Raw genomic sequence first — 12,666 nt, forward strand, 5'->3', positions numbered from 1 at the left:
GGCCGGGGACGCCCAGGCGGCGCGGGCGTTTCGCCGCGGCGCCACCGCGCTGGCGGCGATGATCGCGTCGGTCGGGGCGGTGTGCGACCTCGACCTCGTCGTCATCGGCGGCGGCGTCGCCAAGTCCGGCGACGTGCTCTTCGACCCGCTGCGCGCGGCGCTGGCCGACTACGCCGGACTGGACTTCCTGGCCGGCCTGCGCGTGGTGCCGGCCGCGCTGGGTGGCGAGGCCGGGCTGGTCGGCGCGGCCAGGCTGGCGGGGCTCAGCTAGGCGGCGTTTTGGCTGACCGCGGGGGGTCACGCTATTGTGGTGGCGATCCACCGAAGACCGTCGGTCACCGAGCAATCGGTTGAAGGTCCGGGAACATCCCGGCGGCCCACGCAGGAGGACGAGGCACCATCGCCGGCCCGCGCCGGCGCATCTTCACGCCCCGGCCGCTTCCTGCGCCGGGGCGTACTTCGTTCTTAGGCGTTCCTCCGGTGAATCGCGAAGACTTTCACTGACAGGAGGTATGCATGGCCAGGGCTGACAAGGCCACCGCCGTCGCAGACATCGCGGAGCAGTTCAAGGACTCGACGGCCACCCTGATCACCGAATACCGCGGTCTGACGGTAGCCAACCTGGCCGAGCTGCGCCGGTCGCTGGCGGGATCGGCCACCTACACGGTGGCCAAGAACACGCTGATCAAGCGGGCGGCCGCCGACGCCGGCATCGAGGGTCTCGACGAGCTGTTCGCCGGCCCGACGGCCATCGCGTTCGTCAGTGGCGAGCCGGTCGACGCCGCCAAGGCCATCAAGACCTTCGCCAAGGACAACAAGGCCCTGGTCATCAAGGGCGGCTACATGGATGGCCACCCGCTGACGGTCTCCGAGGTCGAGCGCATCGCGGACCTGGAGTCCCGCGAGGTGCTGCTGGCCAAGCTGGCCGGCGCGATGAAGGGCAACCTGGCCAAGGCGGCCGGCCTGTTCGCCGCCCCGACCTCGCAGATGGCCCGCCTGTTGGCCGCCCTGCAGGAGAAGAAGCCCGCCGAGGCCGCGGCGCCCGCCGCCGAGGNGGCCAAGGACCTGGTCGACGGCGCGCCCAAGCCGCTGCTGGAGAAGGTCGCCAAGGAGGCGGCCGACGACGCCAAGGCCAAGCTCGAGGCCGCCGGCGCCACCGTCACCGTCAAGTAGCACCACGCACGACACCCCCGGAAGCGCGCTTCCGGGGGTGTCGTGCGCTCAGCGGACGCCGAAGGCCGCGCGCTGCGAGGCTCGCACGCGCTCAGGCGAATCTCCCAAAGCCACAAGGAAATTCGACGTCAGCGAGCCAAGCACCGGCGCGACGGCCGCGCCGTCCTCGCCGTAGAAGCCGGCCAATTCGAGCATCACGAACCCGTGCACCAACGCCCAGAACTGGGCGGCCGTGGCCACTATCGCTTCGTCGGTCGCACCGTCGGCGGCCAGGCCAACGGTGATCCGTCCCGCGCGTATGGACCGCTGCACCGCGCGCACCACGTGCGCGAAGCTGGGGATGTGCTGATCGATCTCGGCGACCGTCAGCGTCAGGACGTTGCCCGCGGGTGCGTTGATGCCGTGCGCGCTGGTGCTGCCGAACATCAGCCGATACATGTGCGGACGCTCGATGGCGTAGCGCCGGTAGGCGGCGCCGACGGCGAACAGGTCGGCGACCGGGTCGTCGGTCTGGGGCACCGTCAACGCGGCGTCGAACTGCCGCAGGCCCTCCTCGGCGACGTCGGCGATCAGGCCCCGCATCCCGCCGAAATGGGTGTACAGCGCCATCGTCGAGGTCCCCGCCGCGCCCGCCACCCGGCGCGTCTGCAGCGCGTCCGGCCCGTGCTCGTCGAGCAGGCCGACGGCGGCGTGCAGCATCTCGTCACGCACGCTGCGCTGGGTCTCCGAAGTCATCCTTGTCATCTTCCCATCACCGGCGTACCGTCCTCATAACAGCGAAATATCAATGTTATAGGAGCTTAGCAGTGACATCCGTGCAAACCGCCCCATCCCGGAATCCGTATCTCGAGGGCTTCCTGGCGCCGGTGGGCGCCGAGGTGACCGCGACCGATCTGGAGGTCACCGGGCACATCCCCGAGCACCTCGACGGGCGGTATCTGCGCAACGGACCGAACCCGGCCGAGGAGGTCGACCCGGCCACCTATCACTGGTTCAGCGGCGACGGCATGGTGCACGGGGTGGCGCTGCGCGACGGCAAGGCCGACTGGTACCGCAACCGCTGGGTGCGCAGCCTGTCGGTGTGCGCCGGCCTCGGCGAGCCGGCGCCGGCCCGGCTCGACCCGCGGGCGGGCATGCTGTCGCTGGGCGCCAACACCAACGTGCTGGCGCACGCCGGACGCACCCTGGCGCTTGTTGAGGGCGGCGTCGCCAACTACGAGCTCACCGACGAGCTGGACACCATCGGAACGTGCGACTTCGACGGCACCCTGGCCGGTGGCTACACCGCTCACCCGCACCGCGACCCGCGCACCGGCGAGCTGCACGCGGTGTCGTACTCGTTCGCCCGCGGGCGCAGCGTGCAGTATTCGGTGATCGACACCCAGGGGCGGGCCCGCCGCACCGTCGACATCGAGGTGTCCGGGTCGCCGATGATGCACGACTTCTCGCTGACCGACAAATATGTGGTCATCTACGACCTGCCGGTGACGTTCGACGCCGCGCAGGCGCTGCCGGTGACCATGCCGCGCTGGCTGTCGGCGCCGGCCCGGCTGGTGATGCAGTCGCTGGTCGGACGCGTCCGGGTGCCGGGCCCGCTCCACGCGAGGATGAACCGCGACCCGAAGCACTCCGACCGGATGCCGTACGCCTGGAACCCGAACTACCCGGCGCGCATCGGGGTGATGCCGCGCGAGGGCGACAACAAGGACGTCCGCTGGTTCGGCATCGAGCCCTGCTACGTCTACCACCCGCTCAACGCCTATTCCGAAATGCGGGACGGCGCCGAGGTTTTGGTGCTCGACGTGGTGCGCTACGCCCGGATGTTCGACCGCGACCGGCGCGGCCCCGGCGAGGCCCCGCCCACGCTGGACCGCTGGACCGTCAACCTGGCGACCGGCGCCGTCACCACCGAATGCCGCGACGACCGGCCCCAGGAATTCCCCCGGATCAACGAGGCCCTGCTGGGCGGGCGGCACCGCTACGGCTACACCATCGGTGCGTCCTTCCAGGGCGCCCGGCCGGGGCTCTACAAGCATGACTACGCGACGGGGGCGCACGAGGTCGCGGTGCTCGATCCCGCCCTTTCGCTCGGCGAGATGTCCTTCGTGCCGAACCCGGCGGGCCGGGCCGAAGACGACGGCGTCCTGATGGGCTACTGCTACCACCGCGACCGCGACGAAGGACAATTGCTGCTGCTGGATGCCCAGACCCTCGAATCGGTGGCGACCGTGCATTTGCCGCAGCGGGTGCCGATGGGTTTCCACGGCAACTGGGCGCCGGCTGGCTAACACCCGCGTCAATAACGCCCACCGGCGACAGGCACTCCGATCTCAGGTCGGCCAATTTTTGCCGGCGGTGCTGTCCAACCGTGATGCGGTCCCAGGAGCGTGCGCTACAGTGACTCATGCCACAGAAAAGGGCAGGTGGCGGGCACAAGCGTCGACGGAAGGATTTCCCATGGGCGTCGCAATCGAGGTGAGGGGACTGACCAAGTCCTTTGGTCCCTCGAGGATTTGGGAAGACGTGTCGTTGGATATCCCCAGCGGTGAGGTCAGCGTCCTGCTGGGGCCGTCGGGTACCGGCAAATCGGTGTTCCTGAAGTCGCTGATCGGCCTGCTGCGGCCGGAGCGCGGCTCGATCATGATCGACGGCACGGACATCCTCGAGTGCTCGGCCAAGGAGCTCTACGAGATCCGCACGCTGTTCGGCGTGATGTTCCAGGACGGCGCGCTGTTCGGCTCGATGAACCTGTTCGACAACGCGGCGTTCCCGCTGCGCGAGCACACCAAGAAGAAGGAAGGCGAGATCCGTGACATCGTCATGGAGAAGCTGAGCTTGGTGGGCCTGGGCGGCGACGAGAAGAAGTTCCCCGGTGAGATCTCCGGCGGTATGCGCAAGCGCGCCAGCCTGGCCCGGGCCCTGGTGATGGACCCGCAGATCATCCTGTGCGACGAGCCCGACTCCGGTCTGGACCCGGTCCGTACCGCCTACCTGAGCCAACTGATCCTCGACATCAACGCCCAGATCGACGCCACCGTCCTGATCGTGACGCACAACATCAACATCGCGCGCACCGTGCCGGACAACATGGGCATGCTGTTCCGCCGCAAGTTGGTCATGTTCGGCCCGCGGGAGGTGCTGCTGACCAGCGACGAGCCGGTGGTGCGACAGTTCCTCAACGGCCGCCGCATCGGGCCGATCGGCATGTCCGAGGAAAAGGACGAGGCGACCATGGCCGAAGAGCAGGCGCTGCTCGACGCGGGTCACCGCGACGGCGGCGTCGAGGAAATCGAGGGCGTGCCGCCACAGATCGTCGCGACGCCGGGGATGCCCGAGCGCAAGGCCGTCGCGCGGCGCCAGGCCCGGGTGCGCGAAATCCTGCACACGCTGCCCAAGAAGGCCCAGGCGGCCATCCTCGACGACCTGGAGGGCACCCACAAGTACCGGGCGAACGAATTCGGCGGGTAGCGCGCCGCGGGCGAACCCGGGGCCTGACCCGGCGGCGGCCATCCGAGAAATTTGCGATAACTCGGCGCAACTTGCCGCTTGTTCCTCTTGACGACAGGGCGTAAACGGGTCAGTCTGTTGGGCAGCATGTGTCCACGGGAAAGTCGATTTGCCAGCCAGCGCCGATGTCCCTGGGCAGATTGTTGTGGGTAGTTGAGGAATGCGCGCGCCTGCGCTATTGTTGGACGTTGCGCTGGCTACCTCCTGCCCACCTCACCCGCCACCTGACACTGTGGTCTTAGCCTGAGCCCCCACCCGCGGCTTAGCTATTTAGTTGCGCGCGTGAGATCTGGGCAGATCGTTCGCCGGCCATACCGAAAAATTTGATGCGGCGAACGCAGCCGGTGCCCCCGGTTCCCGTGAGTCGCACGAGGTGCTGGAAGGATGCATCTTGGCAGATTCCCGCCAGAGCAAGCGTCGCCAAAAAAGTTCCACGAATGGCTCCGTGCCCGGGGCGCCTAACCGAGTTTCCTTCGCCAAGCTCCGCGAACCGCTCGAGGTTCCGGGGCTCCTTGACGTGCAGACCGACTCGTTTGAGTGGTTGATCGGCTCGCCGCGCTGGCGCGAGTCCGCCGCGGGCCGTGGAGAAGCCAAGCCGGTGGGTGGCCTGGAAGAGGTCCTCTACGAGCTGTCGCCGATCGAGGACTTCTCGGGCTCGATGTCGCTGTCTTTCTCAGACCCCCGCTTTGACGAGGTCAAGGCGCCGGTCGACGAGTGCAAAGACAAGGACATGACCTACGCGGCCCCGCTGTTCGTCACGGCCGAGTTCATCAACAACAACACCGGCGAGATCAAGAGCCAGACGGTGTTCATGGGCGACTTCCCGATGATGACCGAGAAGGGCACCTTCATCATCAACGGGACCGAGCGCGTCGTAGTCAGCCAGCTGGTGCGTTCGCCCGGCGTGTACTTCGACGAGACCATCGACAAGTCCACCGAGAAGACGCTGCACAGCGTCAAGGTGATCCCCAGCCGAGGCGCCTGGCTCGAGTTCGACGTCGACAAGCGCGACACCGTCGGCGTGCGCATCGACCGCAAGCGCCGGCAGCCCGTCACGGTGCTGCTCAAGGCGCTGGGCTGGACCGCCGAGCGGATCACCGAGCGGTTCGGTTTCTCCGAGATCATGATGTCGACGCTGGAGAAGGACAACACCGCCGGCACCGACGAGGCGCTGCTGGACATCTACCGCAAGCTGCGTCCGGGCGAGCCGCCGACCAAGGAGTCCGCGCAGACCCTGCTGGAGAACCTGTTCTTCAAGGAGAAGCGCTACGACCTGGCCCGGGTGGGCCGGTACAAGGTCAACAAGAAGCTGGGCCTGAACACCAAGGACCCGATCACGGCGACCACGCTGACCGAAGAAGACGTCGTCGCCACCATCGAGTACCTGGTCCGCCTCCACGAGGGGCAGGCCACGATGACCGTCCCCGGCGGCGTCGAGGTGCCGGTGGAGACCGACGACATCGACCACTTCGGCAACCGCCGGCTGCGCACCGTCGGTGAGCTGATCCAGAACCAGATCCGGGTCGGCATGTCCAGGATGGAGCGCGTCGTCCGGGAGCGGATGACCACCCAGGACGTCGAGGCGATCACGCCGCAGACGCTGATCAACATCCGGCCGGTCGTCGCCGCGATCAAGGAGTTCTTCGGCACCAGCCAGCTGTCGCAGTTCATGGACCAGAACAACCCGCTGTCGGGCCTCACCCACAAGCGCCGCCTGTCGGCGCTGGGCCCGGGCGGTCTGTCCCGTGAGCGCGCCGGCCTCGAGGTCCGCGACGTGCACCCGAGCCACTACGGCCGCATGTGCCCGATCGAGACCCCGGAGGGCCCGAACATCGGCCTGATCGGCTCGCTGTCGGTGTACGCGAGGGTCAACCCGTTCGGGTTCATCGAGACGCCGTACCGCAAGGTGGTCGACGGTGTGGTCAGCGACGAGATCGTGTACCTGACCGCCGACGAGGAGGACCGCCACGTGGTGGCGCAGGCCAACTCGCCGATCGACGCCGACGGCCGGTTCGTCGAGGGCCGCGTCCTGGTCCGCCGCAAGGCGGGCGAGGTCGAATACGTGCCGTCGTCCGAGGTGGACTACATGGACGTGTCGCCGCGCCAGATGGTGTCGGTGGCCACCGCCATGATCCCGTTCCTCGAGCACGACGACGCCAACCGTGCCCTGATGGGTGCCAACATGCAGCGCCAGGCGGTCCCGCTGGTGCGCAGCGAGGCGCCGCTGGTGGGCACCGGCATGGAGCTGCGCGCGGCGATCGACGCCGGCGACGTGGTCGTGGCGGAGAAGGCCGGCGTGATCGAAGAGGTCTCCGCCGACTACATCACCGTGATGGCCGACGACGGCACCCGGCACACCTACCGGATGCGCAAGTTCGCCCGGTCCAACCACGGCACGTGCGCCAACCAGTCGCCGATCGTGGACGCGGGCGACCGCGTCGAGGCCGGCCAGGTCATCGCCGACGGTCCCTGCACCGAGAACGGCGAGATGGCGCTCGGCAAGAACCTGCTGGTCGCGATCATGCCGTGGGAAGGCCACAACTACGAGGACGCGATCATCCTCTCCAACCGCCTGGTCGAAGAGGACGTGCTCACCTCGATCCACATCGAGGAGCACGAGATCGATGCCCGCGACACCAAGCTGGGCGCCGAGGAGATCACCCGGGACATCCCGAACGTCTCCGACGAGGTGCTGGCCGACCTGGACGATCGCGGCATCGTGCGGATCGGTGCCGAGGTTCGGGACGGCGACATCCTGGTCGGCAAGGTCACCCCGAAGGGTGAGACCGAGCTGACCCCGGAGGAGCGGCTGCTGCGCGCGATCTTCGGCGAGAAGGCCCGCGAGGTCCGCGACACGTCGCTGAAGGTGCCGCACGGCGAGTCCGGCAAGGTCATCGGCATCCGGGTGTTCTCCCGCGAGGACGACGACGAGCTGCCGGCCGGTGTCAACGAACTGGTCCGCGTCTACGTGGCCCAGAAGCGCAAGATCTCCGACGGCGACAAGCTGGCGGGCCGGCACGGCAACAAGGGCGTGATCGGCAAGATCCTGGCGCAGGAGGACATGCCGTTCCTGCCGGACGGCACCCCGGTGGACATCATCCTGAACACCCACGGTGTGCCGCGACGGATGAACATCGGCCAGATCCTGGAGACGCACCTCGGCTGGTGCGCGCACAGCGGCTGGCAGGTCGACACCGGCAAGGGGGTCCCGGACTGGGCCGCCAACCTGCCGGAGGAACTGCTGCACGCGGAGCCCAACGCCATCGTGTCGACACCGGTGTTCGACGGTGCGCAGGAGGCCGAGTTGCAGGGCCTGCTGTCGGCCACGCTGCCCAACCGCGACGGCGAGGTGCTGGTCAACGGCGACGGCAAGGCGGTGCTGTTCGATGGCCGCAGCGGCGAGCCGTTCCCGTACCCGGTGACCGTCGGCTTCATGTACATCATGAAGCTGCACCACCTGGTGGACGACAAGATCCACGCCCGCTCCACCGGCCCGTACTCGATGATCACCCAGCAGCCGCTGGGCGGTAAGGCGCAGTTCGGTGGCCAGCGGTTCGGTGAGATGGAGTGCTGGGCCATGCAGGCCTACGGCGCCGCGTACACGCTGCAGGAGCTGTTGACCATCAAGTCCGACGACACCGTCGGCCGGGTCAAGGTGTACGAGGCGATCGTCAAGGGCGAGAACATCCCCGAGCCGGGCATCCCCGAATCGTTCAAGGTGCTGCTCAAGGAGCTGCAGTCGCTGTGCCTCAACGTCGAGGTGCTGTCGTCCGACGGCGCGGCGATCGAGCTGCGCGAGGGCGAGGACGAGGATCTTGAGCGGGCCGCGGCCAACCTGGGAATCAACTTGTCCCGCAACGAATCCGCGTCCGTTGAGGACCTGGCTTAACCAACTTAGTTACTAAAACCCGCAAGGGGAAAGGGAGTTACGTGCTCGACGTCAACTTCTTCGATGAACTCCGCATCGGCCTGGCCACCGCGGAGGACATCAGGCAATGGTCTTACGGCGAGGTCAAGAAGCCGGAGACGATCAACTACCGCACGCTGAAGCCGGAGAAGGACGGCCTGTTCTGCGAGAAGATCTTCGGACCGACTCGCGACTGGGAGTGCTACTGCGGCAAGTACAAGCGCGTCCGCTTCAAGGGCATCATCTGTGAGCGCTGCGGCGTCGAGGTGACCCGCGCCAAGGTGCGCCGTGAGCGGATGGGCCACATCGAGCTGGCCGCCCCGGTCACCCACATCTGGTACTTCAAGGGTGTGCCGTCGCGGCTGGGGTATCTGCTCGACCTCGCCCCGAAGGACCTCGAGAAGATCATCTACTTCGCGGCGTACGTGATCACGTCGGTCGACGACGAGATGCGGCACAACGAGCTGTCCACGCTCGAGGCCGAAATGATGGTGGAGCGCAAGGGCGTCGAGGACCAGCGCGACGCCGAGCTGGAGGCCCGGGCGCAGAAGCTGGAGGCCGACCTGGCCGAGCTGGAGGCCGAGGGTGCCAAAGCCGATGCCCGGCGCAAGGTCCGGGACGGCGGCGAGCGTGAGATGCGCCAGATCCGCGACCGCGCCCAGCGCGAGCTGGACCGGTTGGAGGACATCTGGAACACCTTCACCAAGCTGGCCCCCAAGCAGCTCATCGTCGACGAGAACCTCTACCGCGAGATCGTCGACCGCTACGGCGAGTACTTCACCGGCGCCATGGGTGCGGAGTCGATCCAGAAGCTGATCGAGAACTTCGACATCGACGCCGAGGCCGAGAACCTGCGCGAGGTGATCCGAAGCGGCAAGGGGCAGAAGAAGCTTCGCGCGCTGAAGCGCCTCAAGGTGGTCGCCGCGTTCCAGCAGTCGGGCAACTCGCCGATGGGCATGGTGCTCGACGCCGTCCCGGTCATCCCGCCGGAGCTGCGCCCGATGGTCCAGCTCGACGGTGGCCGGTTCGCGACCAGCGACCTCAACGACCTGTACCGGCGCGTGATCAACCGCAACAACCGGCTCAAGAGGCTGATCGACCTCGGTGCCCCCGAGATCATCGTCAACAACGAGAAGCGGATGCTGCAGGAGTCCGTGGACGCGCTGTTCGACAACGGCCGCCGCGGGCGCCCGGTCACCGGGCCGGGCAACCGTCCGCTGAAGTCGCTGAGCGATCTGCTCAAGGGCAAGCAGGGCCGGTTCCGCCAGAACCTGCTCGGTAAGCGCGTCGACTACTCCGGCCGCAGCGTCATCGTGGTCGGCCCGCAGCTCAAGCTGCACCAGTGCGGCCTGCCCAAGCTGATGGCGCTGGAGCTGTTCAAGCCGTTCGTGATGAAGCGGCTCGTCGACCTCAACCACGCGCAGAACATCAAGAGCGCCAAGCGGATGGTCGAGCGGCAGCGTCCCCAGGTGTGGGACGTGCTCGAGGAGGTCATCGCCGAGCACCCGGTGCTGCTGAACCGCGCACCCACCCTGCACCGGCTGGGCATCCAGGCCTTCGAGCCGATGCTGGTGGAGGGCAAGGCGATTCAGCTGCACCCGTTGGTGTGTGAGGCGTTCAACGCCGACTTCGACGGTGACCAGATGGCCGTGCACCTGCCGCTCTCCGCGGAGGCGCAGGCCGAGGCCCGCATCCTGATGCTGTCCTCCAACAACATCCTGTCGCCGGCGTCCGGCCGCCCGCTGGCCATGCCGCGACTGGACATGGTGACCGGCCTGTACTACCTGACCACCGAGGTCGACGGCGGCAAGGGCGAATACTCGCCGGCCGCCAAGGACCAGCCGGAGGCCGGCGTGTACTCCTCGCCGGCCGAGGCGATCATGGCCTCGGACCGCGGGCTGCTCTCGGTGCGCGCCAAGATCAAGGTGCGGCTGACCCAGCTGCGTCCGCCGGCCGAGCTCGAGGCCGAGCTGTTCGGCGCCAACGGCTGGCAGCCGGGTGATGCCTGGATGGCCGAGACCACGCTGGGGCGGGTGCTGTTCAACGAGCTGCTGCCGGTGGGCTATCCGTTCGTGAACAAGCAGATGCACAAGAAGGTGCAGGCCGCCATCATCAACGACCTGGCCGAGCGCTACCCGATGATCGTGGTCGCGCAGACCGTCGACAAGCTCAAGGACGCCGGCTTCTACTGGGCGACCCGCAGCGGTGTCACGGTTTCGATGGCCGACGTGTTGGTCCCGCCGCGCAAGAAGGAGATCCTCGACCAGTACGAGGAGCGCGCGGACAAGGTCGAAAAGCAGTTCCAGCGTGGCGCTTTGAACCACGACGAGCGCAACGAGGCGCTGGTCGAGATCTGGAAGGAAGCCACCGACGAGGTGGGTCAGGCGCTCCGCGAGCACTACCCCGCCGACAACCCCATCATCACGATCGTCGACTCGGGCGCCACGGGTAACTTCACCCAGACCCGAACGCTGGCCGGCATGAAGGGTCTGGTGACCAACCCGAAGGGTGAGTTCATCCCGCGTCCGGTCAAGTCGTCCTTCCGTGAGGGCCTGACCGTGCTGGAGTACTTCATCAACACGCACGGCGCTCGAAAGGGCTTGGCGGACACCGCGTTGCGCACCGCCGACTCGGGTTACCTGACCCGCCGCCTGGTGGACGTGAGCCAGGACGTCATCGTCCGCGAGCACGACTGCCAGACCGAGCGCGGCATCGTCGTCGAACTGGCCGAGCGCCAGCCGGACGGCACGTTGATCCGCGACCCGTACATCGAAACCTCGGCGTACGCGCGGACTTTGGGTACCGACGCGGTCGACGAGGCCGGCAACGTCGTCGTCGCGCGCGGCGAGGACCTGGGTGACCCGGAGATCGACGCCCTGCTCGCGGCCGGCATCACGTCGGTCAAGGTGCGCTCGGTGCTGACGTGCACCACCGGTACCGGAGTGTGCGCGACCTGCTACGGGCGGTCGATGGCCACCGGCAAGCTGGTCGACATCGGCGAGGCCGTCGGCATCGTCGCCGCCCAGTCCATCGGTGAGCCGGGCACGCAGCTGACCATGCGGACCTTCCACCAGGGCGGTGTCGGTGAGGACATCACCGGCGGCCTGCCCCGGGTCCAGGAGCTGTTCGAGGCCCGCGTGCCGCGCGGCAAGGCGCCGATCGCCGACGTCACCGGGCGGGTGCGCCTCGAGGACGGCGAGCGCTTCTACAAGATCACCATCGTTCCCGACGACGGCGGCGAGGAAGTCGTCTACGACAAGCTCTCCAAGCGGCAGCGGCTTCGTGTGTTCAAGCACGAGGACGGCTCCGAGCGGGTGCTGTCCGACGGCGACCACGTCGAGGTGGGCCAGCAGCTGATGGAGGGCTCGGCCGACCCGCACGAGGTGCTGCGCGTGCAGGGCCCCCGCGAGGTGCAGATCCACCTGGTCCGCGAGGTCCAGGAGGTCTACCGCGCCCAGGGTGTGTCGATCCACGACAAGCACATCGAGGTGATCGTCCGCCAGATGCTGCGCCGCGTCACCATCATCGACTCGGGCGCGACGGAGTTCCTGCCCGGCTCGCTGATCGACCGCGCGGAGTTCGAGGCCGAGAACCGCCGGGTGGTGGCCGAGGGCGGCGAGCCCGCCGCCGGACGTCCGGTGCTGATGGGTATCACGAAGGCGAGCCTCGCCACCGACTCGTGGCTGAGCGCGGCGTCGTTCCAGGAGACCACGCGAGTGCTGACCGACGCGGCCATCAACTGCCGCAGCGACAAGCTCAACGGTCTGAAGGAGAACGTGATCATCGGAAAGCTGATCCCGGCCGGTACCGGCATCAACCGGTACCGCAATATCCAGGTGCAGCCCACCGAGGAGGCCCGCGCCGCGGCGTACACGATCCCGTCCTACGAGGATCACTACTACAGCCCGGACTTCGGCCAGGCCACCGGGGCCGCGGTCCCGCTGGACGACTACGGGTACTCCGACTACCGCTAGTCAACACACGAAAGAGCCCCGGGCCCACAGAAAGGCCCGGGGCTCTTTCGTTGCCTCGATCTCACGATGGCCCAGGGGCGTTCGCGGTATCGTGGCATGTCAATT

The 12,666-nt window shown here is 67.7% G+C and carries 7 protein-coding genes; 6 read left to right on the plus strand and 1 reads right to left on the minus strand.

Annotated features, from left to right (window positions below; genetic code table 11):
* Together BN4348_RS19625 and rplJ are read left to right on the plus strand one after the other, a co-directional pair.
* Nucleotides 1-271: ROK family protein (locus BN4348_RS19625; protein WP_142308627.1), on the plus strand; the 271-nt coding region annotated here is incomplete at its 5' end.
* A gap of 245 nt (nt 272-516) precedes the next feature.
* Nucleotides 517-1,173: a 50S ribosomal protein L10 gene (gene rplJ / locus BN4348_RS19750; RefSeq protein ID WP_066907242.1), complete on the plus strand. Its 657-nt coding sequence runs from the start codon at nt 517-519 to the stop codon at nt 1,171-1,173.
* A gap of 48 nt (nt 1,174-1,221) precedes the next feature.
* On the opposite strand, the gene BN4348_RS19940 is transcribed toward rplJ, so the two are convergent.
* The gene (locus tag BN4348_RS19940) at nt 1,222-1,908 is read right to left on the minus strand and encodes a TetR/AcrR family transcriptional regulator (RefSeq protein WP_066907288.1); all 687 of its coding nucleotides are present in this window, start codon (nt 1,906-1,908) and stop codon (nt 1,222-1,224) included.
* A 71-nt stretch (nt 1,909-1,979) separates the two neighbouring features.
* Between BN4348_RS19940 and BN4348_RS20000 the strand changes: the two genes are divergently transcribed.
* From BN4348_RS20000 to BN4348_RS21195, 4 genes are all read left to right on the plus strand, one after another.
* Entirely contained in the window at nt 1,980-3,461 is a 1,482-nt protein-coding gene (locus BN4348_RS20000; RefSeq protein WP_066907245.1) for a carotenoid oxygenase family protein, read from the plus strand.
* Nucleotides 3,462-3,630: 169 nt separating this feature from the next.
* Nucleotides 3,631-4,641, plus strand: coding sequence for an ABC transporter ATP-binding protein (locus tag BN4348_RS20905; protein WP_066907248.1), 1,011 nt, complete (start codon nt 3,631-3,633; stop codon nt 4,639-4,641).
* A 430-nt stretch (nt 4,642-5,071) separates the two neighbouring features.
* On the plus strand, nt 5,072-8,569 hold the full coding sequence (rpoB, locus tag BN4348_RS20990; RefSeq protein ID WP_096866074.1) for a DNA-directed RNA polymerase subunit beta: 3,498 nt from the start codon (nt 5,072-5,074) through the stop codon (nt 8,567-8,569).
* Between the two features lie 41 nt (nt 8,570-8,610).
* On the plus strand, nt 8,611-12,561 hold the full coding sequence (locus BN4348_RS21195) for a DNA-directed RNA polymerase subunit beta' (RefSeq protein WP_066907254.1): 3,951 nt from the start codon (nt 8,611-8,613) through the stop codon (nt 12,559-12,561).
* Nucleotides 12,562-12,666: the final 105 nt, after the last annotated feature.

Origin of the sequence: Mycobacterium interjectum (genome assembly GCF_900078675.2) — a bacterium.
Lineage (GTDB): Bacteria > Actinomycetota > Actinomycetes > Mycobacteriales > Mycobacteriaceae > Mycobacterium > Mycobacterium interjectum.